Source organism: Rhodococcus sp. MEB064 (assembly GCF_000834565.1).
Taxonomy (GTDB): Bacteria; Actinomycetota; Actinomycetes; order Mycobacteriales; family Mycobacteriaceae; genus Rhodococcoides.
In genome coordinates this window covers 111,240-136,114 of sequence record NZ_JXQS01000002.1, presented here as the reverse complement: position 1 = coordinate 136,114, position 24,875 = coordinate 111,240, and the positions used below count along the sequence as shown (strand labels likewise).

The 24,875-nt window shown below is 67.8% G+C and carries 27 protein-coding genes; 10 read left to right on the top strand and 17 right to left on the bottom strand.

Features of this window, described 5'->3' with window-relative positions:
• Positions 1–69: 69 nt before the first annotated feature.
• From RU01_RS01000 to RU01_RS00985, 4 genes are all read left to right on the top strand, one after another.
• Positions 70–837 (top strand): DeoR/GlpR family DNA-binding transcription regulator, encoded by a 768-nt coding sequence (locus tag RU01_RS01000; RefSeq protein WP_042572724.1) that lies wholly within the window; start codon positions 70–72, stop codon positions 835–837.
• Positions 834–1,817 carry a 1-phosphofructokinase family hexose kinase gene (locus RU01_RS00995; RefSeq protein WP_042572618.1) on the top strand — a complete coding sequence of 328 codons (984 nt, stop codon included), beginning with the start codon at positions 834–836 and terminating at the stop codon, positions 1,815–1,817. Before RU01_RS01000 ends, RU01_RS00995 begins: the two co-directional genes overlap by 4 nt.
• Positions 1,818–1,852: 35 nt before the next feature.
• Positions 1,853–3,892 carry a PTS fructose transporter subunit IIABC gene (locus RU01_RS00990; protein ID WP_042572617.1) on the top strand — a complete coding sequence of 680 codons (2,040 nt, stop codon included), beginning with the start codon at positions 1,853–1,855 and terminating at the stop codon, positions 3,890–3,892.
• 73 nt (positions 3,893–3,965) lie between these two features.
• Complete coding sequence (locus RU01_RS00985; protein WP_042572616.1) at positions 3,966–4,223, top strand: HPr family phosphocarrier protein; 258 nt, start codon at positions 3,966–3,968, stop codon at positions 4,221–4,223.
• A gap of 57 nt (positions 4,224–4,280) precedes the next feature.
• On the opposite strand, the gene RU01_RS00980 is transcribed toward RU01_RS00985, so the two are convergent.
• The 6 genes from RU01_RS00980 to RU01_RS00955 are packed head-to-tail and all read right to left on the bottom strand — an operon-like array spanning position 4,281 to position 10,184.
• Positions 4,281–5,333: a hypothetical protein gene (locus RU01_RS00980; protein WP_052493057.1), complete on the bottom strand. Its 1,053-nt coding sequence runs from the start codon at positions 5,331–5,333 to the stop codon at positions 4,281–4,283.
• Positions 5,330–6,796: a GTPase HflX gene (gene hflX / locus RU01_RS00975; protein ID WP_042572615.1), complete on the bottom strand. Its 1,467-nt coding sequence runs from the start codon at positions 6,794–6,796 to the stop codon at positions 5,330–5,332. Before hflX ends, RU01_RS00980 begins: the two co-directional genes overlap by 4 nt.
• Positions 6,797–6,836: 40 nt before the next feature.
• Entirely contained in the window at positions 6,837–7,709 is an 873-nt protein-coding gene (gene dapF, locus RU01_RS00970; RefSeq protein ID WP_042572614.1) for a diaminopimelate epimerase, read from the bottom strand.
• Positions 7,710–7,729: 20 nt separating this feature from the next.
• Positions 7,730–8,560: a TrmH family RNA methyltransferase gene (locus tag RU01_RS00965; RefSeq protein WP_042572613.1), complete on the bottom strand. Its 831-nt coding sequence runs from the start codon at positions 8,558–8,560 to the stop codon at positions 7,730–7,732.
• Positions 8,557–9,474: a tRNA (adenosine(37)-N6)-dimethylallyltransferase MiaA gene (gene miaA / locus RU01_RS00960; RefSeq protein ID WP_156148729.1), complete on the bottom strand. Its 918-nt coding sequence runs from the start codon at positions 9,472–9,474 to the stop codon at positions 8,557–8,559. The genes RU01_RS00965 and miaA overlap by 4 nt, the downstream gene beginning before the upstream one ends.
• On the bottom strand, positions 9,471–10,184 hold the full coding sequence (locus RU01_RS00955) for a hypothetical protein (RefSeq protein WP_042572722.1): 714 nt from the start codon (positions 10,182–10,184) through the stop codon (positions 9,471–9,473). The genes miaA and RU01_RS00955 overlap by 4 nt, the downstream gene beginning before the upstream one ends.
• A 193-nt stretch (positions 10,185–10,377) precedes the next feature.
• Here RU01_RS00955 and RU01_RS00950 point away from each other — a divergent pair, with 193 nt between their 5' ends.
• On the top strand, positions 10,378–11,841 hold the full coding sequence (locus RU01_RS00950) for a DUF349 domain-containing protein (RefSeq protein ID WP_042572611.1): 1,464 nt from the start codon (positions 10,378–10,380) through the stop codon (positions 11,839–11,841).
• 7 nt (positions 11,842–11,848) lie between these two features.
• Here the strand turns inward: RU01_RS00950 and RU01_RS00945 are convergent, their stop codons facing one another.
• Positions 11,849–12,430 carry an Rv2732c family membrane protein gene (locus tag RU01_RS00945; protein WP_042572610.1) on the bottom strand — a complete coding sequence of 194 codons (582 nt, stop codon included), beginning with the start codon at positions 12,428–12,430 and terminating at the stop codon, positions 11,849–11,851.
• Positions 12,418–13,938: a tRNA (N6-isopentenyl adenosine(37)-C2)-methylthiotransferase MiaB gene (miaB, locus tag RU01_RS00940; RefSeq protein ID WP_042572721.1), complete on the bottom strand. Its 1,521-nt coding sequence runs from the start codon at positions 13,936–13,938 to the stop codon at positions 12,418–12,420. Before miaB ends, RU01_RS00945 begins: the two co-directional genes overlap by 13 nt.
• A 185-nt stretch (positions 13,939–14,123) precedes the next feature.
• Between miaB and gluA the strand changes: the two genes are divergently transcribed.
• From gluA to RU01_RS00920, 4 genes are all read left to right on the top strand, one after another.
• Complete coding sequence (gluA, locus tag RU01_RS00935) at positions 14,124–14,852, top strand: glutamate ABC transporter ATP-binding protein GluA (protein WP_027505130.1); 729 nt, start codon at positions 14,124–14,126, stop codon at positions 14,850–14,852.
• 37 nt (positions 14,853–14,889) lie between these two features.
• Positions 14,890–15,723, top strand: a complete 834-nt coding sequence (locus RU01_RS00930) for a glutamate ABC transporter substrate-binding protein (protein ID WP_042572609.1) — start codon at positions 14,890–14,892, stop codon at positions 15,721–15,723.
• Positions 15,724–15,812: 89 nt separating this feature from the next.
• Complete coding sequence (locus tag RU01_RS00925; protein ID WP_042572608.1) at positions 15,813–16,493, top strand: amino acid ABC transporter permease; 681 nt, start codon at positions 15,813–15,815, stop codon at positions 16,491–16,493.
• Positions 16,490–17,413, top strand: coding sequence for an amino acid ABC transporter permease (locus RU01_RS00920; RefSeq protein ID WP_082042786.1), 924 nt, complete (start codon positions 16,490–16,492; stop codon positions 17,411–17,413). Before RU01_RS00925 ends, RU01_RS00920 begins: the two co-directional genes overlap by 4 nt.
• Positions 17,414–17,417: 4 nt before the next feature.
• On the opposite strand, the gene RU01_RS00915 is transcribed toward RU01_RS00920, so the two are convergent.
• From RU01_RS00915 to pgsA, 9 genes are all read right to left on the bottom strand, one after another.
• Complete coding sequence (locus RU01_RS00915; protein ID WP_042572607.1) at positions 17,418–18,062, bottom strand: regulatory protein RecX; 645 nt, start codon at positions 18,060–18,062, stop codon at positions 17,418–17,420.
• Positions 18,063–18,064: 2 nt separating this feature from the next.
• Complete coding sequence (gene recA / locus RU01_RS00910) at positions 18,065–19,114, bottom strand: recombinase RecA (protein ID WP_042572606.1); 1,050 nt, start codon at positions 19,112–19,114, stop codon at positions 18,065–18,067.
• Between the two features lie 150 nt (positions 19,115–19,264).
• Positions 19,265–19,459 carry a DUF3046 domain-containing protein gene (locus tag RU01_RS00905; RefSeq protein WP_042572719.1) on the bottom strand — a complete coding sequence of 65 codons (195 nt, stop codon included), beginning with the start codon at positions 19,457–19,459 and terminating at the stop codon, positions 19,265–19,267.
• Between the two features lie 55 nt (positions 19,460–19,514).
• Positions 19,515–20,678, bottom strand: a complete 1,164-nt coding sequence (locus tag RU01_RS00900) for a glycosyltransferase (protein ID WP_042572605.1) — start codon at positions 20,676–20,678, stop codon at positions 19,515–19,517.
• A gap of 30 nt (positions 20,679–20,708) precedes the next feature.
• A complete protein-coding gene (locus RU01_RS23010) occupies positions 20,709–20,882 on the bottom strand; it encodes a hypothetical protein (protein ID WP_042572718.1) in 174 nt (57 codons plus the stop codon).
• Positions 20,883–21,043: 161 nt separating this feature from the next.
• Positions 21,044–21,847 (bottom strand): phage shock envelope stress response protein PspM, encoded by an 804-nt coding sequence (pspM, locus tag RU01_RS00890; protein ID WP_231568548.1) that lies wholly within the window; start codon positions 21,845–21,847, stop codon positions 21,044–21,046.
• A gap of 54 nt (positions 21,848–21,901) precedes the next feature.
• The gene (locus RU01_RS00885; protein WP_042572604.1) at positions 21,902–22,711 is read right to left on the bottom strand and encodes a PspA/IM30 family protein; all 810 of its coding nucleotides are present in this window, start codon (positions 22,709–22,711) and stop codon (positions 21,902–21,904) included.
• 152 nt (positions 22,712–22,863) lie between these two features.
• Positions 22,864–23,226, bottom strand: coding sequence for a helix-turn-helix domain-containing protein (locus RU01_RS00880; protein ID WP_042572603.1), 363 nt, complete (start codon positions 23,224–23,226; stop codon positions 22,864–22,866).
• A gap of 301 nt (positions 23,227–23,527) precedes the next feature.
• Complete coding sequence (gene pgsA, locus RU01_RS00875; RefSeq protein WP_231568554.1) at positions 23,528–24,115, bottom strand: CDP-diacylglycerol--glycerol-3-phosphate 3-phosphatidyltransferase; 588 nt, start codon at positions 24,113–24,115, stop codon at positions 23,528–23,530.
• A 155-nt stretch (positions 24,116–24,270) separates the two neighbouring features.
• Between pgsA and RU01_RS00870 the strand changes: the two genes are divergently transcribed.
• Positions 24,271–24,849 (top strand): amino-acid N-acetyltransferase, encoded by a 579-nt coding sequence (locus RU01_RS00870; RefSeq protein ID WP_082042785.1) that lies wholly within the window; start codon positions 24,271–24,273, stop codon positions 24,847–24,849.
• Positions 24,850–24,875: the final 26 nt, after the last annotated feature.

Genomic DNA, 24,875 nt, shown 5'->3' with positions numbered 1-24,875 from the left:
CAGAGACGGGCGTAAAACAACATAAACCAACAGTGAAACAACGGATCGGACGGAGGGGCGGTGAACACGATGTACGCAGAGGAACGCCAGAACGCCATCGCCGGCCTCATCGGTCAACGCGGCCGCGTCTCCGTTGCCGACCTGGCCGACACCTTCGGGGTGACCACCGAGACGGTGCGTCGCGACCTGGCCTCGCTCGACCGCATGGGGGTCGTACGCCGCGTCCACGGGGGCGCAGTTCCCGCCACGTCGGTCACCGCCGTCGAGCCCGGTATGGCCGAGCGCGAGCACACCCGCACCAGGGAGAAGGACCGCATCGCTGCTGCAGCCGTCGCGTTCCTTCCGCCCGCGGGTGGGTCCATCGCCCTCGACGCGGGCACCACGACGGGCCGCCTGGCCGCGCTGATCCCTGTCGACTCGGACCTGACCGTCGTCACCAATTCGCTGCCCATCGCGACCCGGCTCGCCGCGGTGCCCTCGCTGGACCTGCACCTGCTCGGTGGTCGGGTCCGCGGCGTCACCCAGGCCACCGTCGGCGAGGACACACTCCGCGTCCTCGGAACCGTTCGCGTCGACGTCGCCTTCATGGGCACCAACGCGATCAGCGTCGCGCACGGCCTCTCCACCCCCGACACCGACGAGGCCGCCGTCAAGCGCGCGATGGTCGGGTCCGCGGATCGTGTCGTCGTCGTCACCGACTCGGCCAAGATCGGCCTCCAGTTCTTCATGTCCTTCGCCGCACTGGACTGTGTGGACGTCCTCGTCACCGACGACGGCATCACCGACACCGACTGCACCCGTCTGCAGCAACACGGATTGGAGGTGGTGGTCGCATGATCCTCACCCTGACGGCCAACCCCAGCATGGACCGCACGGTCACTCTCGACGCTCCGCTCGTGCGCGGCTCCGTGCACCGCAGCGCCACCACGACGACCGAGCCGGGAGGCAAGGGCGTCAACGTCGCACGTGTCGTCACCTCCGCCGGCCGCACCGCCACCGCAGTGCTGCCGTGCAGCGGGACCGATCCGCTGCTCGGGGCGCTCGGCATCCTGGGCGTGCGCTACCACGCGGTGCCCACCTCGGGTATCGCACGCACCAACCTGACCATCAGCGAGCCCGACGGCACGACGACCAAGATCAACGAGCCCGGCGCCGGCCTTGCTCCCGAAACCGTCGACGCGCTCATGGCGTCGGTACTCGATCTGGCGCAGCGTGCGGACTGGGTGGTCCTGTCGGGCTCGATTCCGCCGGGAGTCGACGCAACCTGGTACGGCCGCCTGGTCACCGCGCTGCGCGAGGTGTCGGCGAAGGTTGCCGTGGACACCTCCGACGATCCCCTCACCGCGCTCGCCGCCGGCTTCCCGGCGACAGCACCCGATCTGATCAAGCCGAACGCGGAAGAACTCGCGCACCTCACCGGCCACGACGGCGCCATGCTCGAAGCCAGTGCCGCACACGGTGACCCTTACCCCACCGTCGAGGCCGCGCGCGTCCTCGTCGACCGCGGAGTGGCTGCCGTCCTGGCGACACTCGGTGGGTCCGGGGCCGTCCTGGTCACCGCGACAGGGTCGTGGTTCGCCACCCCTCCCCCGATCACCCCGCGAAGCACCGTCGGCGCGGGCGACTCGTCGTTGGCCGGATACATCCTGGCCGATCTCGACGGCGAGGACGGTGCCGGTCGACTCGCCCGGGCCGTCGCCTACGGATCCGCAGCCGCGGCCCTACCCGGGACCCGGTTGCCGACACCGTCCGACGTCGACATCACCGCCGTTCCCGTCCACACCCTCGACTCGTCACCCGCCGTACCCCAGTCCTGATCCCCCAGCTCCACTCCACTCCCAGAGGAAACGACATGTCCAGTCCCACCACGGCTTCCGATGCGAAGCCCGGCATCATCGCCGAGGACCTCATCCTGCTCGACGCCGATCTCGGCTCGACGAAGGACGACGTCATCGCCCGTCTCGCTCGCGTCCTCACCGACGCGGGCCGCGCATCCGATGCCGACGCCCTGCGCGATGCCGCGATGGCTCGCGAGGCGCAGTCGGCCACCGGCCTGCCCGGCGGCATCGCGATCCCGCACTGCCGGTCCGCGGCCGTCACCACGGCATCACTGGGCTTCGCCCGACTGAACCCGAAGGTGGAGTTCGGCGCACCCGACGGCGACGCGGACCTCGTCTTCCTCATCGCCGCACCGGACGGCGCGGGCGCGGAACACATGAAGCTGCTGTCCTCGTTGGCACGCGCCCTGGTCAAGCCGGCGTTCGTGACGTCGTTGCGCGAAGCCGCCACCCCCGCCGACGTCGTCGCACTGGTCGAGGGCGTCCTGGCCCCGAAAGCCCCGAAGGCCGCTGCCCCCGTCACCACCACCACGAAGACCGCGCCTCCCGCTCCGACCGCCACGGCGGACGCTGCCAAGCACATCGTCGCGATCACCGCATGCCCCACCGGCATCGCCCACACCTACATGGCTGCCGACTCCCTCAAGGACGCCGGCGATCGTGCGGGCGTCACCGTGCACGTCGAGACGCAGGGCTCGAGCGGCTCCACTGCTCTGGACCCGGCACTCATCGCCTCCGCCGAGGCCGTCATCTTCGCCACCGACGTGGGCGTGAAGGGTCGCGAGCGTTTCGCGGGCAAGCCCGTCATCGAATCCGGCGTCAAGCGCGCGATCAACGAGCCCGACAAGATGGTCGCCGAAGCTCTGCGCGCCGGTGGTGACCCGAATGCCGCACGTGTCTCGGGCACCGCACCGGGAGCGTCGGCTGCCGCCGCTGCCGGTGGACTCGGCTGGGGCACCCGGTTGCGTCAGATCCTCCTGACCGGTGTCAGCTACATGATTCCGTTCGTCGCGGCCGGCGGACTCCTCATCGCCCTCGGCTTCCTTCTCGGTGGATACGAGATCAAGGGTGTCGCCGAGGACATCATGACCAACAACAGCCTGACCAACCTGCCCGACGGCGGACTCCGCATCTTCATCGGCGCGGTGCTGTTCCAGCTCGGCGGCTTGGCCTTCGGCTTCCTCGTCCCGGCCCTGTCCGGCTACATCGCCTTCGCCATCGCGGACCGTCCCGGTATCGCCCCCGGCTTCACTGCCGGTGCGGTGGCCCTGTTCGTCGGCGCCGGCTTCATCGGTGGCCTCGTCGGTGGTCTCATCGCCGGCTTCGTCGCACTCTGGATCAGCCGGATCGCGGTGCCGCCGTGGCTGCGTGGTCTGATGCCCGTCGTCATCATCCCGCTGGGAGCGACCCTCGTCGTCGGCGGTCTGATGTTCCTCGTGCTGGGTCGCCCGCTCGCCGCCATCACTACCGGCCTGACGAACTTCCTCAACGGTCTCTCGGGCTCGTCGGTCATCATCCTGGGCATCATCCTGGGTCTCATGATGTGCTTCGACCTCGGTGGACCGGTGAACAAGGCCGCCTACGCCTTCGCCACCGCCGGCCTCAGCGTCGACAACGAGGCATCGCTGCGCATCATGGCCGCCGTCATGGCTGCCGGCATGGTTCCCCCGCTCGCCATGGCTCTGTCGTCCACCCTGCGTCCGAAGCTCTACAGCGAGGCCGAGCGCGAGAACGGTAAGGCCGCATGGCTTCTCGGAGCTGCGTTCATCTCCGAAGGTGCGATCCCGTTCGCCGCGACCGACCCGCTGCGCGTCATCCCCTCGATGATGGCCGGCGGCGCCGTGACCGGCGCACTGATCATGTCCTTCGGCACCACGCTCAGCGCGCCCCACGGCGGACTGCTGGTGTTCTTCGCGATGAACAACTTCTTCCTGTTCCTGTTGGCTCTGGCGATCGGCACCATGGTCTCCGCGGCCCTGATCACCGCGGCCAAGCAGTTCGCCGGCAAGAAGCCCGCCGAGATCATCGACGAACCGGTCGCCGTCGCAGCCTGACACCCACGTCAGCACCCTCGCAGCTGGCACTATCGACAGCAGCACTCACCAGACGAAGAAGGAGATCACCACGATGCCCAGCACCACGGTCGCAGTCGGATCCGCCATCGGCCTGCACGCTCGCCCCGCCGCCGTCATCGCCGAAGCAGTCGCCGATTCCGGTGTCGACGTCACCCTCGAGGTCGACGGCGAAGAGGCCGTCGACGGAGGATCGGCACTCATGATCATGACGCTCGGAGCCACCAAGGGCACCGAGGTGACGATAACCAGTGACGACCAGGCGACGTTGGACAAGATCGCGGGCCTCGTCGCCTCGGATCTGGACGCCTGACCTCACCGACACAGCAGTCGAGCCCCGCTCCGAACTCGGAGTGGGGCTCGACTGCTGTCAGCGGGACCGGAAGAGGCGACGTACCAGCAGGGCCGTGACCAGCACGACGACACCTACCGACGCGGCAGCGGCGATCAACGGGATCAGGATGGACCCGGTGGGTTCGGCGGGAGCGTCCGTCGACATCTGCTCTGAGTCGGAGGTAGACGTTGCGGTTCCGGCCAGGGACACCGCGTCCCTGACGACGAGCACCGCGGGCAGCGCCGCTGCCGTGTCGACACCCTGCTCCGAGCCCAGCAGCAGGTCGCCGTCCTCGGTGAACGCAAGCGCCTCACCCTGCGGCTGCGGCGCGAGCGCGGTCACGGACGACGGTGCTGTCGACAGAGCCTGTGCGACATCGCCGTCGGACACCGGCCACAGGTACAGATCGGTGTAGGTACGCACCGCGGCGACCGTCCCGTCGGAACTCACGGCGCCACCTGTCACCAGTCGACTGCCGTCGAGAAGCGGCGGGCCGCCGGGGCTGGTGGTGGCGGCCGGGGCGAAGTCCGCGACGCGTCGCAAGGGGGTGGGGCCGGGACTTGCGAGATCCGACACCTGCGTGTCCGTGGTGTAGACACCGCCGGTACCGAGACCGTCCTTGGTGACGACGACGGGTCGGCCGTCGCCACCGATGAGCAACGCTTCGGCGTCGTGCGCCCCGTCCGGATACGTCAGGCGGTGGAGTTCACCCGCACCGCCCTGCGCCGGATCCATGCGCGTCAACGCCACAGCGTCACGACGTCGGTCGTTGTCGCCGATGTCGGCCAGCCACAGCGACCCGTCGTGGGAGGAGAGATCCTCCACGTCGTACGGATCGACAGGGTTTGGAAGCCACTGCGCCACAGCGCACTCGGCATCCATTCGGGCGACGCGGTCGTCCGCGCCGCTGTCGCCGATGCCGTACAGCGACCCGTCGAGAACGGTCAGACCGGACAGCTCCGACAGCCCCGGATCGGTGGGGCGGCAGTACTGCTCGGCGCCGCCGTCATCCGTCTGCGCCGCGGCCGGGGACGCCACGAGCAGCGTCACGGCCGCCGCGCACAGGACGGGGACGACGCGGGGCGTCAAGCGCTGTACGCGAAGCTCGTGAGCTGCGACGCCAGAGCCGTCGGCACGGTTGCATCGATGCGTGTGCCTCCGTCCTCGTGGGTCGTGCTCGCGATGCGGCCGTCCGCGTGGATCCGCGACACCAGGTCACCCCGGTCGTACGGGACCAGCACGCTGACCGAGACCTCGGGCGGACGCACCAGCTCACCGAGACGTGTACGCAGCTCCTCGATGCCCTCACCGGTCTTCGCCGACACGAACACCGCGCCGGGAAGCAGCCCGCGCAGCTGAGTGAGCGTCACCGGATCCGCGGCGTCGATCTTGTTGACCACGATCAGCTCCTCGGGGGCGACCGTGTTCTGCTCGCGCACGACGGAGACGATCACCTCCCGCACCGCTTCGATCTGACCCACCGGCAGCGGATCGGAACCGTCGACGACGTGGAGCAGCAGGTCGGCGTCGGTGACCTCTTCCAAGGTCGACCGGAACGCTTCGACCAGTTGCGTCGGCAGATGCCGCACGAATCCGACGGTGTCGGTGAGGACACACTCGCGTCCGTCCTCCAGGGTCGCCTTGCGAGTGGTCGGATCGAGGGTGGCGAAGAGCGCGTTCTGCACCAGTACACCGGACCCGGTGAGCGAGTTCAGCAGCGAGGACTTGCCCGCGTTCGTGTACCCCACGATGGCAATGGACGGCACGTTGCTGGTCAGCCGACGCTCGCGCTTGGTGTCGCGAGCCTGCTTCATGCCGCGGATCTCCCGACGCAGTTTGGCCATGCGCTCACGGATGCGTCGTCGGTCGGTCTCGATCTTCGTCTCACCGGGACCACGCAGACCCACGCCGCCGTTGCTGCCGGCGCGACCACCCGCCTGGCGGGACATCGACTCACCCCAGCCTCGGAGTCGGGGAAGCATGTATTCCATCTGGGCGAGGGCGACCTGCGCCTTGCCCTCACGGGACGACGCGTGCTGAGCGAAGATGTCGAGGATCAGCGCAGTCCGGTCGATGACCTTGACCTTGACGATCTTCTCCAGCGCCGTCAGCTGTGCAGGAGTCAGTTCACCGTCGCACACGACGGTGTCGGCGCCGGTAGCGATGACTACCTCGCGCAGTTCCTTCGCTTTGCCCGAACCGATGTAGGTGGACGCATCGGGGCGGTCGCGTCGCTGGACGAGTCCCTCGAGCACCTCGGACCCTGCGGTCTCGGCCAGTGCTGCGAGTTCGGTCATGCTCGACTCCGCCTCTTCGGCGGAACCGCTGGTCCACACACCGACCAGCACGACGCGCTCGAGGCGCAGCTGACGGTATTCGACCTCGGTGACGTCGGTGAGTTCGGTGGAGAGACCTGCTACGCGTCTGAGCGCGCTGCGGTCGTCGAGCTGCATGTCGCCGGTGGACCACTCGGCGTCGTGCTCGGAATGGGGTTCTGTCGTGTCGGCCGCTGTCGTGTCGGACTTCGGGGCCGATGCATTCGTTGTCGTCATACGAGATCCATGATCCACGAAAAACCCCCGTTGCGCACTGTCATTCTTCGAGGCCTACCCACCAGGCGTCGGAAATCTCCCCCGAGGCCACCAGAACCGACGGACCGCGCATCCACGCCGCTCCGTCCGAGACGCGCACCGACACCGTCCCCCCGGGGACATGCACGGTCAGCTCTCCGTCGCCCGACCCGTCGTGGCGCAGGGCCGCCACCGCTGCGGCGACTATTCCGGTCCCGCACGACCGGGTCTCTCCGACGCCTCGCTCGTGGACTCGCATGGTCACGTGGCCGTCCTTCGGGACGGTGACGAACTCGATGTTCACACCGTGCGGGTAGACGGCTTCGTCGAAACCGGGCTGACGGCTCAGATCCAGCGATCCGAGCGCGTCGCCCTCCAGGTCCGCGGACACACAGACCAGGTGGGGGTTCCCGACGTCGACTCCCAGGCCCGTGAACGTCCGCTCGCCCACGACGGCCTCCGAGGACTCGAACACCCGCACGGCGCCCATCTCGACCGTCACCTCGGCGTCGGTGGCGTCGTGGGAATGCACGACCGCCGGCTTCCCGCCGGCTCGCGAACCCACCACGAACCGGTCGGAGGTGACCAGACCCGATGAGCGCACGTAGTGCGAGAAGACCCGCACACCGTTGCCGCACATCTCCGCGATCGATCCGTCGCCGTTGCGGTAGTCCATGAACCAGTCGTCGGACGAGACACCGTCGGGCAGCGCATCGAGGATTCCGCGCTCGACCAACGCGCCGCTGCGTGCGACCCGGAGGACACCGTCCGCTCCGATGCCCGCACGACGGTCACACAGTGTCGCGACACGACGAACGGTCAGATCGAGGAGCGCATCCGGGTCCGGCAGCACGACGAAGTCGTTCTGCGTCCCGTGTCCCTTGGTGAACTGCATGCGTCCAGTCTCCCATCAGGTCAGCGCCGAAGGCGCTGCCGGGCGATCTCGTACAGGCCCACCGCACCGGCGGACGGCGCGCCGAGCGAACTCGCCGACCCACCGATGGGGATGGACACCACGACGTCGCACGCGTCGCGCCATGCGGCACTCATCCCGCGCGTCTCGTTCCCGACCACCAGAACGGTGCCTCCGGTGAAGTCGTGTTCGTCGATCGCGACCTCACCGCTCTCGTCCGTCCCGACGACGGTCATCGGGGTGCCCCCGTCGCGGAGACGTCGGACGAAGGCGAGCACCTCGTCCGGACTCTGGACCGACGCGACGGGCATCGCGAACAGTGATCCTGTGGTCGCGCGGACGCAGACGGGATCGAACGGATCCGCCGCGTGGCCGCTGACCAGCACTCCTGCCGCGGAGAACGCGTCGGACGATCTGATCAGGGTGCCGAGGTTGCCGGGTGACGACGGTCTGTCGAACGCCACGACGACGGGAGCGTCACCGTCGGGTGTCCACCGGGCGAGGTCCTCGAGCCGGGAGTGCGCGACGAGGAGCACCTCGGGCGGCTGGTCCGGCCGCTCCCCCAACTCGGCCATGAGTTCGGGAGCCACGGCGACGGCATCCGCACCGGCGGCGCGGCACGTGTCCACGGTCGCGGTCGCCCACGCCGACAACGACCCGCCCGATCGGTACATCACAGATTCCAGCGGCCAGTCCTGCTCGACCGCCACGGTGATTGGGCGCACTCCCTGCACGAGGAAGACCCCTGCCTTGGACCGCTTGCTCCGTGTCACGAGGTAGGACTGCCACTGCTGGAACCGTGCTCCACGCGACATGACCACCGAGTCACTCATGCATTCCCCGACCTTCCGATGTGCCCCAGTGCCGCGCCGAGCAGATCGGCGTCGCCTCCGCGCAACCACGTGATGCGCGGGTCCCGATGGAACCAGGACCGTTGGCGCCGAACATAACGTCGGGTACCGACGAACGTCAGTTCGCGTGCCCGATCGATGTCGATCGCGCCGTCCAGGAGGTCCAGTATCTGGGAGTAGCCGATCGCGCGGCGAGCCGTCACACCCTCGCGGAGACCGGAGTCCACCAGCGATTCCACCTCCGCCACGAATCCCTCGGCGAACATCTCGTCGGTGCGTCGAGCGATACGTGCGTCCAATTCCTCGGTCTCGCGGTCGATCCCGAGCAGAACCGTGCCCCACCGCGGCGGCGCACCGATGACGGGTGCCGACGCGGCGAAGGGCTGCCCGGTCAGCTCGACCACCTCCAGCGCCCGCACGATCCGCCGACCGTCCGTCGGGAGGATGGACGATGCCGCAGCAGGATCGACGAGTGCGAGCGCGTCGTGCAGGGCGGTCACACCCTCGGCGGCGAGCCGCTCCTCGAGGGACGCTCGGAGCGTTGCATCCGTTGCCGGGAACTGCCACTGATCCACCAGGGCCTGCACGTACATCATCGAACCGCCGACGATCACCGGCACGATGCCGCGCGAGAGCAGATCCTCGATCCGGCTCACGGCGGCGTCCTGGTACCCCGCCACCGTCGCGGTCTCGGTGACCGACAGGACGTCGAGGAGGTGGTGCGGGATCCCTCGCCGCTCCGCGACGGGAGTCTTGGCCGTACCGATGTCCATACCCCGATACTGTTGCATCGCATCGACATTGACGATCTGTCCGCCCAGCTGCTCGGCGAGATCGAGCGCCAGCGCCGACTTGCCCGTCGCCGTCGGGCCGATCACCGCGACAGGCGTCGTCACGGAACCCACACCGCGACGTGGTAGCCGACGCCGTAGGGCGCATCACGATAGAGCGTGCGGGCCGTCGCGGAGGTGGACCCGACGACGGCGGCCGCGACCTGCAACGCTGCTCGTCCTGCCACTCCCAGCTCGCGGCACAGCTCGACATCGAGAGCTCGCAGCGCAGCGGTGTCCGCTGTCGCCACGGCGTCGTCGATCACGCGTTGCAGGCCCTCGGCACGGTCGTCGAAAGCACCGGGGGCCTTGTCCGTCAACATCGTCGAGCCGTCGGCGATCACCAGCAGGCCCACCGGACCCGGTGTCTCGTCGATCGCCGCGCGGACCGATGCCGCAACGCGAGCGCACTCCTCTGCGTCCGCATCGACCGCGACGAGGTACGTCGGGACGGACAGATCCGGAGCGCACCGACCGCGCACCAGTCCCACGGTGAGGCCAGCGAGCTCCATCGACCGATCCGGCTCGCCCTGCGCCGGCGACAGCGAGACCACCACGTCCACACCGAAACCGACGTACGTTCCGACGGACGACGCATCCACCACCGACGACTCCGCGGCCGATCCGACGGCGATCCACGTCTGCGATGCGCGCCGGAGCTCGTCGCCGGCAGCTTGCACCTCCGCGCGGAGATCGGCGAGTTCGGCGCTCGCAGCGCCCGCGAGGGCCTCGGACAACAGTGGAGTCGAGGGGACGACGGCAACGGCGGACAGCACGGACGCCACGGTAGTCGACCGGTCTCGGGCGGCCGTTTTGTCGCCGTCGACAGTGTTTCGATGGTCGTCCCGGCGTCGAGGGGGTTGAATGGGGGCGAGTCGACACGCCGCCGACCTCGTCGGAGGTCTTCGCCGGCCATCCGATGACATGCGTACCAGGCAGCCGTGACGCGCGGCAGAGACGGAGAACACCATGACCGACACGAATTCACCCGAGCCCGCGACGTCCGACACCACGGGCGCCACACCGTCGGCCGCGCCCAGGCCCGGCCCGCGACCGGGACCACGCCCCGGTGGTGCACCCCGACCCGCGACGCCCCGCACCGAACCGGCAGCGGACTCGTCGGGCCCCGGGTCCTCCGGCACCGAGTCTTCTCCGTCTCACCCCACTCCTCACGTGCCCGCACACCACGCGCCGCATCCCGTCGTCACCCCCGTCGTGACGGACCCCGCCAAGTGGGGTCGCGTCGACGAGGACGGCTCGGCGTGGGTCCGCACCGCGGACGGCGAGCGCACCGTCGGGTCGTGGCAGGCCGGCGACGCCGCGGAGGGCCTCGCTCACTTCGGTCGGCGATACGACGACCTCGCCACCGAGGTAGCTCTGCTCGAAGCGCGGCTCACGTCCGGCGCGGGCGATGCCAAGAAGACGAAGTCGGCCGCGGTGTCGTTGGCCGAGACGTTGCCCACGGCCGCGGTGATCGGCGACATCGATGCCTTGGCGGCTCGGCTGCAGGCAGTCATCGAGCACGCGGACCTCGTCGCGGTGGAGCACCGCAAGCGCAAGGACACCGAGCGCACCGAGTCGACCGCGCGCAAGGAGGCTCTCGCGGCGGAGGCCGAGACGATCGGCAACGAGTCCACGCAGTGGAAGGCCGCCGGAGATCGGCTGCGCCTGATCCTCGAGGAGTGGAAGACCATCCGCGGCGTCGACCGCAAGGTCGACGACGTCCTGTGGAAGAGATACTCGAAGGCCCGCGAGGCGTTCAATCGCCGTCGCGGTGCGCACTTCGCGGATCTCGATCGCGAGCGTGGCTCCGCGAAGGTGCGCAAGGAAGAACTCGTCGCCAAGGCCGAGGAGTTGTCGTCGTCCACCGACTGGGTGGGTACGGCGCAGGTGTTCCGCGATCTGTTGACGGAGTGGAAGGCGGCCGGACGTGCGCCGCGCGACGCCGACGACACGCTGTGGCAGAAGTTCAAGGGCGCACAGGATGTCTTCTTCGCTGCGCGCAACGCAGCTCAGTCCGAGCAGAACGCCGAATTCGAGGCCAACGCCGAGGCGAAGGAGCGGTTGCTCGCGGAGTCCGGGCACATCGATCCGGCCAAGGACATGGACGCCGCGAAGGCCGCTCTGCGCACCCTGCAGGACAAGTGGGACGCCATCGGCAAGGTCCCGCGCGATAAGATGCACGACCTCGAGGGCAAGCTGCGGGCGATCGAGAAGCGTGTGCGCGACGCCGCGGACTCGGAATGGCGGCGCACCGATCCCGAGGCGATGGCCCGCGCAGCTCAGTTCAAGGAGCGCGTGGCGCAGTTCGAGGAGCAGGCCCAGAAGGCGGAGGCAGCGGGCAAGGCGAAGGACGCCGAGAAGGCTCGCGCCCAGGCTCGCCAGTGGCAGGAATGGGCGGACGCCGCAGAGGGCGCACTCGGCGAACTCTGACGGACGATCAGTCGGCGGGGCGCCGGGACGTGTCCAGCACGTTCTCGCGCCGCGCGTCGTCCATGACGGCGGCGTCACGTCGCGCAGCCGCAGCAGCCCACTGAGCGTTGGACCGGTTCCACACCACCTTGAACCAGTGGAACGCGAGCACGATGACGAGCAGCCAGCCCAGCACCAGGCCGATTCCCGGTCCCGCACCGACCACCGTGGCCGGCACCGTCTGCCGTGACCAGATGGCGAGAACACCGAGCACCGTGGCGACTCCCGAACCGTAGAGCGCTACCCAGGCCAGCGCCCATCGCTGCGTGACCAGCGCCAGAGCGGAGAAGCCGACCGCGAAGACCAGGGTCAGCCACACGAAGATGCGAGAGGGCAGCGCCACCGACTCGGCGACCGCGTCGTCGTCGTGGACGAGTACGTCCCACGCGTTCGCGGCGCCGGTGTGAGGCAAGGCGAAGGACAGCAGCAGCAACAGCACGACGACGGCCACGACGACCGCGCGGACGCCGGGATCGATGCGCCCGGAGATCTTCTTCTCCGCGGCGGCCGTATCGGACCCGACTGTCGGATCGGTACTCACAGTGAACATCCCATCGTCGTGACCGGCTCGGCCGCGGGCGCGCCGATGGACGGCAACCCCAACCCGACTCCGACCGGTGCTGTCTTGGGCATGGTGCCCGCTTCGTGGCGATCTCCCGCCGTGGTGCGGCGGTGGACACGCACGGGTACATCCGCCACGAGGTGGTACGGCTTGGCGTCGGTCACGGTCGCGACGACGATGTCTCCGGGCCGGATCGACCTGTCGACGGCTCCGGTCGGGAGGAAATGGACGAGCCGACCGTCGCGGGTCCGACCGCTCATGCGCTCGGTGGCCGCATTCTTCCGGCCGGCGCCGTCGGCGACGAGCAGTTCCACCTCGGTGCCCACGACGCGGCGGTTCTCCTCGTGGGAGATCTCCTCCTGCAGAGCGGCGAGCCGCTCGTAGCGTTCCTGCACGACGGCTTTGGGCACCTGATCGGCCATGTCGGCGGCGGGGGTTCCGGGACGCTTGGAGTACTGGAACGTGTACGCGCTGCTGAAGCGGGCGCGGCGCACCACATCCAGGGTCTCCTGGAAATCCTCTTCGGTCTCGCCGGGGAAGCCGACGATGATGTCGGTGGTGAGCGACGCGTGCGGAATCGCGGTGCGGACACGCTCGATGATGCCGAGGAACTTCTCTTTGCGGTACGAGCGCTTCATCGCCCGAAGAATGCGATCGGAACCCGACTGCAGCGGCATGTGCAGCGTCGGGCAGACGTTGTGTGTCGACGCCATGGCCTCGATCACGTCGTCGGTGAACTCGGCCGGGTGCGGCGAGGTGAAGCGGACGCGTTCGAGCCCGTCGATCTCTCCGCACGCACGCAGCAGAGAGGCGAAAGCTCCGCGGTCACGCGGCTGCTCCGGATCGGCGAACGACGCCCCGTAGGCGTTGACGTTCTGGCCGAGGAGGGTCACCTCGAGGACGCCCTCGTCGACCAGCGCCTGCACCTCGGCGAGGATGTCGCCCGGCCGGCGGTCCACCTCCTTACCGCGCAGCGCGGGCACGATGCAGAACGTGCACGTGTTGTTGCACCCCACGGAGATGGACACCCACCCCGAGTAGGCGGAGTCGCGCTTCGCCGGGAGCGTCGACGGGAACGCCTCGAGCGACTCCAGGATCTCGACCTCGGCGCGCTGGTTGTGTCGCGCCCGATCCAGCAGTGCCGGGAGGGAGCCGATGTTGTGCGTGCCGAACACGACATCCACCCACGGCGCCTTCTTCACCACCGTGTCGCGGTCCTTCTGCGCGAGGCATCCACCCACAGCGATCTGCATGTCCGGGTTGTCGTCCTTGGCGGGCCGCAGCTGACCGAGGTTGCCGTAGAGCTTGTTGTCCGCGTTCTCGCGCACGGCGCACGTGTTGAAGACGACGAGATCGGGCGCCGTACCGGAGGGAGCCTTCGAGTAGCCCGCTTCCTCCAGGAGCCCGGACAGTCGTTCGGAGTCGTGCACGTTCATCTGGCAGCCGTAGGTGCGCACGTCGTAGGTGCGCCGAGTAACGAGGTCGATCGTGTCCACGACCTCCAGGGTACGGCGGCAGCTCACCTGGCCCGACCGAGCGGTCCGAGTAAAGTTTCCATTACATATCTGCGGTCCCGCGACCGAAACGAACGATGGCGGTGGAAACTACCTCTAGGGTCATCGCCATGACCCACCCTGACGGCGAGCGCGAACATCGCTCGTCCACAGCATCGTCTGCCCCCATGATCGCGATGCACGGCGTGCAGAAGCACTTCGGTGATCTGCACGTCCTCAAGGACATCGAACTCGACGTTCCCAGCGGCCAGGTCGTCATCGTCCTCGGCCCCTCCGGGTCGGGTAAATCGACGTTGTGCCGCACCATCAACCGGCTCGAGCCCGTCGACGAGGGCACCATCGAGGTCGACGGCAAGGCCCTCCCCTCCGAGGGCAAGTCGCTCGCCGCGTTGCGTGCCGACGTCGGAATGGTGTTCCAGTCCTTCAACCTCTTCGCGCACAAGACGATTCGAGAGAACGTCATGCTCGGACCGACGAAGGTCCGCAAGATGAAGAAGGACGAGGCCGAGAAGACCGCGCAGCGTCTGCTCGAGCGCGTCGGCATCGCCAACCAGGCGGACAAGTACCCCGCACAGCTCTCCGGCGGCCAGCAGCAGCGCGTCGCCATCGCTCGTGCCCTCGCGATGAACCCCAAGGTCATGCTCTTCGACGAGCCGACGTCCGCCCTCGACCCCGAGATGGTCAACGAGGTGCTCGACGTCATGACCTCGCTGGCCAAGGAGGGAATGACCATGGTCGTGGTGACCCACGAGATGGGCTTCGCCCGCCGTGCCGGCGACCGTGTCATCTTCATGGCCGACGGTCAGATCGTCGAGGACACCGATCCCGAAACCTTTTTCACCACACCGAAGTCCGATCGCGCCAAGGACTTCCTCGGCAAGATCCTGAGTCACTGATCTCCCACCCGCTCGTCACAACTTCTGGAGGATCTCGATGAGAATCACCCGTACCGCCCGTGTCGGCGTCGCCGCACTCGCGCTCGCCTTCGCCGCCACCGCGTGTGGTGGCGACGAGGCCACCAGCGCATCGTCCAGCGCCGAGAGCGGCAAGCTGACCGTCGGCATCAAGTTCGATCAGCCGGGTCTGGGTCTGCGCACCCCGGACGGCTCGTTCACCGGCTTCGACGTCGAGGTGGCCAAGTACGTCGCCGGCAAGCTCGGCGTGACGCCCGAGAACATCACGTTCAAGGAGTCGCCGTCCGCCCAGCGCGAGACGTTGATCGAGAACGGCGAGGTCGACTACGTCGTCGCGACCTACTCGATCACCGATGCCCGTAAGGAGAAGGTGGACTTCGCCGGACCGTACTTCGTCGCCGGACAGTCGCTCCTCGTCGCCGACGCCAACACCGACATCACCGGCCCCGAGTCGCTCAGCGGCGGCAAGCGCCTGTGCTCGGTGTCCGGATCCACCCCCGCGCAGAAGGTCAAGGACCAGTACGCGCAGGACGTCCAGCTCCAGGAATTCGACACCTACTCCGCCTGCGTCGAGGCTCTGCGCAACGGCGCTGTCGACGCTGTCACGACCGACGACATCATTCTCGCCGGTTACGCAGCGCAGTACCCCGGTGAGCTCAAGGTGGTCGGCGAGCCGTTCACCGAGGAGCGCTACGGCATCGGCCTGGCCAAGGGCGACGACGAGACGCGCACCAAGATCAACGACGCCATCCAGGCCATGATCGACGACGGCTCGTGGCAGAAGGCGTTCGAGGACACCGTCGGACCGTCCGGCTACCCGCTGCCGGCAACCCCGACCGTCGATCGCTACTGATTCTCTTCTCTTTCCTCGAGACCCGAACGGGCGGTTCACACCGGTGAACCGCCCGTTCGACTCGTCACCGCTCTCGGAAGGAGTCACCGGTGGACATACTGAGTGACTACGCGCCCGACCTCCTCGACGCGTTCTGGATGACGATCAAGCTGACGGTGCTCTCCGCCGTCGGTTCTCTCGTCCTCGGTACCCTGCTCGCTGCGATGCGGGTCTCCCCCGTTCCCGTCGCACGATGGATCGGTGCCACCTACGTCACCATCTTCCGCAACACCCCCCTCACGCTGATCCTGCTGTTCTGCGCGTTCGGGCTCTACCAGACCCTCGGCATCTCGCTGGCGGATCAGGCGTCGCCGACGGGGCAGGCGGACAACAACTTCCGACTCGCCGTCCTCGGCTTGAGCATCTACACGGCCTCGTTCGTGTGCGAGTCGCTGCGGTCCGGCATCAACACCGTGAACGTCGGCCAGGCGGAGGCCGGACGGTCGCTCGGTCTGACGTTCTCGCAGAACCTGCGCTTCATCGTGCTGCCTCAGGCGTTCCGGGCAGTCATCGGACCCCTCGGCAGCGTGCTGATCGCTCTGACGAAGAACACGACGGTCGCCGCGGCGATCGGCGTGCTCGAAGCGGCGATCCTGATGAAGGAGATGATCGAGAACGAGGCGGCGATCTTCGTCGTCGGCGGCATCTTCGCCCTCGGATTCGTCATCCTGACCTTCCCCACCGGCCTTTTCTTCGGCTACCTCGGTAAGCGATTGGCGGTTGCCCGATGACCACAGCGAACGCACCTCTGAGTACGGAGGCTCCCCCCAAGAAGGTGGCCTCGGCCGAACGCGCGACCGTTCTGTACGACGCGCCCGGCCCACGCGCGAAGGTCCGCAACCACATCATTTCCGCGGTGGTAGCGGTCCTGGTGTTGCTGGTCGCCTACGTGATCTACGCGAAGCTGGACGAGAAGGGCCAGTTGACGTCGGAGAAGTGGAGCCCCTTCACCGAGTCCTCGACCTGGACGACATATCTGATCCCCGGCATCCAGGGGACGCTGATCGCCGCGTTCCTGTCCATCGTGTTCGCGCTGATCCTCGGCGCGGTCCTGGGCATCGCTCGCCTGTCCGACCACCGGCCGGTGCGACTGGTCGCGGGATTCTTCGTCGAGTTGTTCCGCGCCATCCCGGTGCTGATCCTGATGATCTTCCTGTACCAGTTCTTCGCCGAGTACCAGGTGTTCAAGTCCCGCTACCTCGCTCTGGCTGCAGTGGTGACCGGCTTGACGCTCTACAACGGTTCCGTGATCGCGGAGATCGTGCGATCCGGCATCAAGTCGCTGCCCAAGGGGCAGACCGAGGCCGCCATGGCGATCGGTCTGCGCAAGGGGCAGATCATGCGCATGATCCTGCTTCCACAGGCGGTCACGGCGATGTTGCCGGCGATCATCTCGCAGATGGTGGTGGCGTTGAAGGACTCCGCGCTCGGGTACATCATCGGCTACGTCGAGGTGGTCCGGTCGGGACAGCAGGTCGGTGCCTTCTACGGCAACTTCCTGCCGGCGCTGATCATCGTCGCGATCATCATGATCATCCTGAACTCGTTGTTGACCTACCTGGCCACGAAGGTCGAGAAGCGACTACGCCGGGCGAAGAAGAGTCCGGTACCTGTCGATCAGGGCGCCGCCATGGGTGGCGCGACGATCTGACGTTCTAGTACTCGAGGCCTTCGGAATCGTTTCCGAGGGCCTCGAGTTCGTTCTTGACCACCTCGAACGCCATTCCCTGGGCGAAGCCTCGGCGCGCCAACATCGACACGAGCTTGCGAACTACCTTGTCCCGCTGTGCACGGCGTTCCCGCGGGTCCTCGATGTCGTCGCCGAGACTCGACCGCAGAGCCGGAGCCCGCAGCTTCTTGACCACCAGGTCGCGGGCGCGCTCACGCTCGTCCTCCGGCTCGATGGTGTCCAGCGCTTCGGCGGCGATACCGGGTTCGATTCCCTTGGTTCGGAGTTCGGTGCGCAACGCCTGCTTGCCGCGTCCCGAATACGTGTGCCGTGACTGCACCCATTGATGCGCGAAGTCGCGATCGTCGACCAGCCTGATCTCGGTCAGTCGGTCGAGCACCGAGGCGATGATGTCCTCGGTGAAACCCTTCGCGGTCAGACGCTGCTCGAGTTCGGCGCGGCTCCGCGCACGATCGGTGAGCAGCCGGAGCGCCGCATCCTTGGCTTGGACGGCGGTGCCGCCGCCCGGCTGCTCCGCGGGCTTCCTCGACCGCTCTCCGGAACGGGACCGGGCGCCCGACTGTCGTCGGGCGCCCGGTTCACGTGAGTCCGACGACTCCCTGCCGTTCACTGTCAGAATTCGACCGGAGCTGCTGCGGCAGCCTCGTCGGTGGAACGGACGTCGGCGCCGATGCCGAGCTTCTCCTTGATCTTCTTCTCGATCTCGTCGCGGATATCGGTGTTCTCCAGCAGGAACTTGCGAGCGTTCTCCTTGCCCTGGCCCAGCTGGTCACCCTCGTAGGTGAACCACGAGCCGGACTTGCGCACGAAGCCGTGCTCGACACCCATGTCGATGAGCGAGCCTTCCTTGCTGATGCCCTTGCCGTACAGGATGTCGAACTCGGCCTGCTTGAACGGCGGCGACACCTTGTTCTTGACCACCTTGACGCGAGTGCGGTTACCGACTGCGTCGGTGCCGTCCTTCAGCGTCTCGATGCGACGGATGTCGAGGCGAACGGAGGCGTAGAACTTGAGAGCCTTACCGCCCGTGGTGGTTTCGGGCGAGCCGAACATGACGCCGATCTTCTCGCGCAGCTGGTTGATGAAGATCACCGTGGTGCCGGACGAGCTGATGGCACCGGTGATCTTGCGCAGCGCCTGGCTCATGAGGCGGGCCTGCAGACCGACGTGGCTGTCACCCATCTCGCCCTCGATCTCGGCGCGGGGAACCAGGGCTGCCACGGAGTCGACCACCAGGATGTCGATGGCACCGGAGCGGATCAGCATGTCCGCGATCTCGAGAGCCTGCTCACCGGTGTCGGGCTGGGACACCAGCAGCGCGTCGGTGTCGACGCCCAGCTTGGCGGCGTAGTCGGGGTCGAGCGCGTGCTCGGCGTCGATGAAGGCGGCGATTCCGCCGGCAGCCTGCGCGTTCGCGACGGCATGCAGCGCGACGGTGGTCTTACCCGACGATTCCGGGCCGTAGACCTCGACGATGCGTCCACGCGGGAGCCCACCGATGCCGAGAGCGACATCCAGCGCGATGGAGCCCGTGGGAATGACGGCGATGGGCACACGGGCCTCGTCGCCGAGGCGCATGACCGATCCCTTGCCGAAGTTCTTGTCGATCTGCGCGAGCGCGAGATCGAGCGCCTTGTCCCGATCGTATGCAGCTGCAGCCATGATGGTCTCCTTCTCGAAAAGTTCTTGTCCCCTGCTTGTCTGCCGCCAAGGTAGAGGGGGGTACCGACAAGAACCGCCGCGGCGATTCTCCTCGTCTCTGGGTCGACTATAAGCGAACAGGTGTTCGAGAGTGGGCGACACGCCGCGCGGTCACCAGAGAGAGCGCGGCACGTCGAATTCTGCGCACAGAGCGCGCCAGACATCGCGCGGATCCTCGCCGTCCTCGATGGCCTGTGCGGCGGTGCGGTTGCCCAGGCTCAGCAGGAGATGGTCGACCAGCATCGAGTCGCCGGTCACCGTTCCGAACTGCTGGGCGATTCGTTCGTGGAAGTCGGTCAGGCGCACCTGTCCACCGTAACCGGACATCTCCCACGGCCGTATCCGGCCGCCTGTCGGTGAATCAGGCGAAGATTCCTCGACAGACCGCGACCGGGTCGTCCACTGCCCGTGCACCGTCGGCCGCCCTCGTGGCCGCCGCGGCGTAGGCCGGATCACTCAGCACGGTCCGCACGGCGTCCGATATCGCATCCGCCGACACCGGCCGCACGATGACGGCACTCCCCTGCCGTGCCGCCCGGTTGGCCAACTCCCATTGATCTCCGCCGCCCGGAACCACCACGACGGGCACACCCGCGAGCAGCGCTTTGGCCAGCATGCCGTGACCTCCGCCGCACACGACGACGGACGCATGACGCAGTAGTTCGTCCTGCCGTCCCAGGCCGCCGACGGCCCACGGTGGCAGGTCCGCGGGCACGTCGTCGACCGTGCTGATCGCCAGGCGGCACGGTGCACCGCTCTCTCGCGACAGAGCCAGCGCATCCAGCGTGGCGTCCATCATCGAGACGGCGCCCGTCGCAGCCGTCGACGGCGCCAGCATCACCAGTGGGTCGTCCCCGACAGGGGGTTCCAGGACCGCCGACGTGGGCTCCCACAGCAACGGCCCGACGACGTGCGCTTCCGCCGGCCAGTCGACACGCGGCACCTCCAGAGCCGGGATCGTGGCGACGAGTCGACGAGCCGGACCCGGATCGACGGACGGGAGTCCCACCAATTCCCGCGCCCGTGAACGCTGCTCGAGCCCTGCCCGCACCGATCGAGCGGTCAAGGCGCGCATGACCGTGTCGCGCAACCTCCCGCGGATCCCGGTGCCGGGCGCCAGTCCACTCCCGATCGGGGGCAGCGACCGAGACGGTCGATAGAGCGGGTGCGGGGCCAGTTCGACCCACGGCACACCGAGGCGTTCCGCGGCCAGCGACCCTCCGGCGGTCAGGATGTCCGAGACGACGAGGTCCGGTCCCAGGTCGGACAGGACGGGCACGAGCTGGGTCGACATGTACGCAGCGCGTTCGTGGATGCGCCGTCCGGCGTCCGCGTCGTCGTCCTCGGGCCGTGGTTCGAGTCCGGGCAACGACCGGGTGTCGACGCCCGCGTCGCGCGCTGCGTCGAGCCAGCGGCGGCCGGTGTAGACCACCGCGTCGTCGCCTGCGGCGGCCAGTGCCCGGGCGAGGGCGATGGCGGGAAACGCATGCCCGGCGTCAGGTCCTGCCACTACCGCCACTCGCATCGCACGACCCTATGTCAGGGCTGCGGGACGTCAGAAGGTGGACTTCGCAGAGTCCCGGTCACCGGAGATGGCGCGAAAGAGGAAATAGGCGGCGGTGCCGACGACAGCGAGGGCCAGCAGCGGGAACAGTGCCTTGACGATCGCGCCGAGGACGATGACGGCGATCCACACCGCGATGATGACTCCGAGAACTTTCCAGAACATGGGCTTCTCCTGATCGACGACGGTGTCACGACGTCTCGGCGTTCTCGCCGACCGTGCACCGGTGATTCCGACAGTGCCAGAGCAGATCGTCGAAAACACGCTTCCGGCAACAACTTCAGGGTCGATACCAGGGTGCACCCCGAGACGGCTCAGGGTGCGGATCAGGGACGCTGGAGACGCTCGAGGCCGTAGGCCCACCCCTCGAGGCGATCGGAGGCGAACTGCAGAGCGTCGCGGCGCGAGTCGAGGGCGGACAGCGACCCCGACGCGCCGGGCGTCGTGAGAAGGGCGGCAGCAGCGACCAGGCCGTCGTACTGCTGCACGCCGTCGGCCAACCTCGCGGCCGTGGACGTGATCGACGTCGACAGGTGGACGGCGGCGCCGGTACTGCCCACCGCGGCTCGTTCCATCGCAACGATGTCGTGGGCCACGGCGGTGAGCGACGCCGAGGCCGCAGCCGCGATACGTGCGGTGTCGTCGACGTCCTCGGCTGCTACCACACCCGACCGGGTGAGGATCCCGAGAAGTTCGTGCAGGCTTCGCTCCGACGCGGCAAGACGTTCGACCGGTGCACGAGCGGCCGACCCGACCGGTGGCAACGCGCGACGCGCCGGCGCCGACGGGGGAAGCGGAGTGGTGCGTAGCCGTCGGTAGGCCGCCACGGCAGCCACCGCCGGTATCCCGAGAAGAACAGTGGTGCCCGTACCGCCCACGATCAGCCAGTCCGGGGCCGACGTCGCCGCCACCGTCATGGTCGCGACACCGGTCGAGCCCGAGGCGGCGCCGAAGATTCGTGCTCGTCGACGCACCCGGCGACGCTTGCGTTCCGCTTTACGACGCGGGTCGTTCCATGACCGAGCCGCGTCGAGGATGGGACGCGTGGCCTCGATCGCACCGAGCGCACGGGCACCACGAGAACCCGAACGGGCGACCCGGGAGGACGCAGCGTCGGCAGCCTGCGTCACCCACGGATGCTGGAAACGGTGCCCTGACATGGCTGATCGGCCCCGACAGCCGACTCAGTTGGCCTGAGGAGGTTCGGGGATCGCCTGCGAGGGCGCAGCGTTCTTCTGCAGGGACGCGGTGTCGCCGGAGGTCAGCGAGTCGCCCTTCATCGAGGCGCGGATCTGCTCGAGACGGCTGTGACCCGCCATCTGGACGCTGGCCTGCTGCACTTCCATCATGCGGCCCTGGACCGAGTTCTGAGCGAGCTCGGCAGAACCGAGCGCGTTGGCGTACCGACGTTCGATCTTGTCCCGGACAGCATCGAGGCTGGGCGTGTTACCCGGCGCGGACAGCGTGGAATCCATCGACCGCAGCGACTCGCTGACGCGCTCCTGCATCTTGGCCTGCTCGAGCTGACTGAGGAGCTTGGTGCGCTCGGCGACCTTCGCCTGCAGCGTCATCGCGTTCTGCTCGACAGCCTTCTTGGCCTGCGTCGCGGCCTGGAGCGCCTGGTCGTGGAGCACCTTGAGGTCCTCGACGCTCTGCTCGGCCGTGACGAGCTGGGCGGCGAATGCCTCGGCGGCATTGGTGTACTGGGTGGCCTTCTCGACGTCGGCTGCCGCGTTGGCCTGGTCGGCGAGGGTGACGGCCTGACGCGCGTTGGCGTTCAGCTTCTCCACCTCGTCGAGCTGGCGGCTGAGCTTCATCTCGAGCTGACGCTGGTTTCCGATGACGGAGGCGGCCTGCTGCGACAGAGCCTGGTGCTGGCGCTGCGCATCCTCGATGGCCTGCTGGATCTGGACCTGGGGGTCCGCCTTCTCGTCGATCTTCGAGTTGAACAGAGCCATCAGATACTTCCAGCCCTTGACGAAAGGATTGGCCATCGGTTCTTCCTGCCTCCATGAGATACGCCGCCTACGCGACCCGGCTGGCGACCGTCACCGCCGGTAGTTCGTGTCGAGAGAGTGTGTCTGTACTCGGTACCCGTAATGGTGCTCTATCGAACCGGACAGTCCGACCGGTACGGCATATCCGATCAGGCTGCGGCCAGTGCCCGAGCGCTCGGAGCCGGAATGACCACACGAGTGTCGTCGGAGATGTGGGTGGCAGGCGAGGCGGCGTCGCGCGCCGGTGCGGCGTCCACTGCACCTGCAGATCCCGCCATCGTGTCGGTCAGCGACTCGCTCACGTCGAACAGAACGGTCGACAGAGGAACCGCGAGCGCGTCACAGATCGCGTTGAGCAGTTCGCTCGACGCCTCCTTGCGGCCGCGTTCGACCTCCGACAGATAACCGAGGCTCACCCGGGCGGTATGGGAGACCTCACGCAGCGTGCGGCTCTGAGCGACCCGCGTGCGGCGAAGACTGTCGCCGAGTGCCTCACGCAAAAGCAGCGCCATGTGGCCCCTCCTTCATCGTGTCCCAACGTGTCGGGACGTGTCGTGCCATCCAGACGTGCTGTTCCTTCGAGACGTGCTGTTCCATCAGTGACTACAACGCCGAGCGGACCCGATCGGTTCCCGCGACGGAAAGAGATTCCCTCACCGTCACCGGTGGAAGCACCCTAACCCGCTCGCCCGACCCGCACGCGCCGTAGGACGTCCGACACGGCCGCCCCGAGTCGTTCGGATCGTGTACCCCGGTACGAACGGTTCCCACATCCGCGTCGTCATGGGATTCGGACCCGCGACAGCGGATCGGTCATCGGCCGTCGTGAGTCGACCGGACACGGGGACGCGCGGCCTGCACGAGATAGTCGAGCCCGGTCACGACCGTGAGCACCACGGCCACGATCATGACGACCATCGCGGCCGGCATCACCGCGTCGGGAAGCGGCAGCACGATGATGCCGATCGCGACACTCTGCACCAACGTCTTGAGTTTGCCGCCGCGACCGGCAGGGATGACGCCGTGCCGCAGCACCGCGAACCGTAGAAGTGTGATCCCGATCTCGCGGACAGCGATGACCACGGTGATCCACCAGGGCAGGTCGCCCAACAGCGAGAGACCGACGAGAGCAGCACCGATGAGCGCCTTGTCCGCGATGGGATCGGCCATCTTGCCGAACTCGGTGACCAACCCGTGCTTACGCGCCAGCTGACCGTCGACGCGGTCGGTGATCGCCGCGACGACGAAGATTCCGAAGGCGGCCAACCGCCACCGCGTGTCGTGGCCTCCGTCGGCGAACAGCGCCCACAGGAACACCGGGACGAGCGCAATCCTCAGCACGGTCAGAACGTTGGCGATATTGAGCAGCGGGGCCGCACCCACCGGGCTGGACCCGACCACGGCATCTGCACCGGGAGCCGACGCGTCACCAGGACCACGACCGACGTCGTACTGCGCGCTCACGTCGACGCGTCCGCTCGGGAGGCGTGATGTGAGTAACCGGCGCGCGACACACGGTCACAATATCGGTACGTCCGATGACTACTGTTCACCCCATGACTTCCGACCTCGATCCGGACACGGACTCACGGGCGGCGCACGACCACGACGACGTCAGCGACGCCCCTGCAGCGGCCACCGATCGCGTACACCTGCGTCGAGCGCGCACCTCCGACATCCCGGAGATCAAACGGCTGATCGACATCTACGCCGGTCGCATCCTGCTCGAGAAGAACCTGGTGACCCTCTACGAGGCGGTCCAGGAGTTCTGGGTCGCCGAGGTCGACGGTGTCGTCGCCGGGTGCGGCGCGCTGCACGTGCTGTGGGCGGACCTCGGCGAGATCCGCACCGTCGCGGTGGACCCGTCGGTCAAGGGACACGGAGTCGGCCACCTCATCGTGTCGACCTTGGTCGACGTCGCGCGCGAACTCCAGCTGTCCCGGATCTTCGTCCTCACCTTCGAGGTTCCGTTCTTCGCACGCCACGGATTCTCCGAGATCGACGGCACTCCGGTCACGGCCGAGGTGTACGCGGAGATGTGCCGGTCCTACGACACCGGTGTCGCGGAATTCCTCGACCTCAGTTACGTCAAACCGAACACCCTCGGCAACACCCGCATGCTGCTCACGCTCTAGTTCCCCCACCACCCGATCACACACCG

Excerpts from the sequence above, each read along its gene's own strand:
- RU01_RS01000 (WP_042572724.1), top strand. The coding sequence starts at position 70 with ATGTACGCAGAGGAACGCCAGAACGCCATCGCCGGCCTCATCGGTCAA.
- RU01_RS00995 (WP_042572618.1), top strand. The coding sequence starts at position 834 with ATGATCCTCACCCTGACGGCCAACCCCAGCATGGACCGCACGGTCACT.
- RU01_RS00990 (WP_042572617.1), top strand. The coding sequence starts at position 1,853 with ATGTCCAGTCCCACCACGGCTTCCGATGCGAAGCCCGGCATCATCGCC.
- RU01_RS00985 (WP_042572616.1), top strand. The coding sequence starts at position 3,966 with ATGCCCAGCACCACGGTCGCAGTCGGATCCGCCATCGGCCTGCACGCT.
- hflX (WP_042572615.1), bottom strand. The coding sequence starts at position 6,796 with ATGACGACAACGAATGCATCGGCCCCGAAGTCCGACACGACAGCGGCC.
- dapF (WP_042572614.1), bottom strand. The coding sequence starts at position 7,709 with ATGCAGTTCACCAAGGGACACGGGACGCAGAACGACTTCGTCGTGCTG.
- RU01_RS00965 (WP_042572613.1), bottom strand. The coding sequence starts at position 8,560 with ATGAGTGACTCGGTGGTCATGTCGCGTGGAGCACGGTTCCAGCAGTGG.
- RU01_RS00950 (WP_042572611.1), top strand. The coding sequence starts at position 10,378 with ATGACCGACACGAATTCACCCGAGCCCGCGACGTCCGACACCACGGGC.
- RU01_RS00945 (WP_042572610.1), bottom strand. The coding sequence starts at position 12,430 with ATGTTCACTGTGAGTACCGATCCGACAGTCGGGTCCGATACGGCCGCC.
- gluA (WP_027505130.1), top strand. The coding sequence starts at position 14,124 with ATGATCGCGATGCACGGCGTGCAGAAGCACTTCGGTGATCTGCACGTC.
- RU01_RS00930 (WP_042572609.1), top strand. The coding sequence starts at position 14,890 with ATGAGAATCACCCGTACCGCCCGTGTCGGCGTCGCCGCACTCGCGCTC.
- RU01_RS00920 (WP_082042786.1), top strand. The coding sequence starts at position 16,490 with ATGACCACAGCGAACGCACCTCTGAGTACGGAGGCTCCCCCCAAGAAG.
- recA (WP_042572606.1), bottom strand. The coding sequence starts at position 19,114 with ATGGCTGCAGCTGCATACGATCGGGACAAGGCGCTCGATCTCGCGCTC.
- RU01_RS00900 (WP_042572605.1), bottom strand. The coding sequence starts at position 20,678 with ATGCGAGTGGCGGTAGTGGCAGGACCTGACGCCGGGCATGCGTTTCCC.
- RU01_RS23010 (WP_042572718.1), bottom strand. The coding sequence starts at position 20,882 with ATGTTCTGGAAAGTTCTCGGAGTCATCATCGCGGTGTGGATCGCCGTC.
- RU01_RS00885 (WP_042572604.1), bottom strand. The coding sequence starts at position 22,711 with ATGGCCAATCCTTTCGTCAAGGGCTGGAAGTATCTGATGGCTCTGTTC.
- RU01_RS00880 (WP_042572603.1), bottom strand. The coding sequence starts at position 23,226 with ATGGCGCTGCTTTTGCGTGAGGCACTCGGCGACAGTCTTCGCCGCACG.
- RU01_RS00870 (WP_082042785.1), top strand. The coding sequence starts at position 24,271 with ATGACTTCCGACCTCGATCCGGACACGGACTCACGGGCGGCGCACGAC.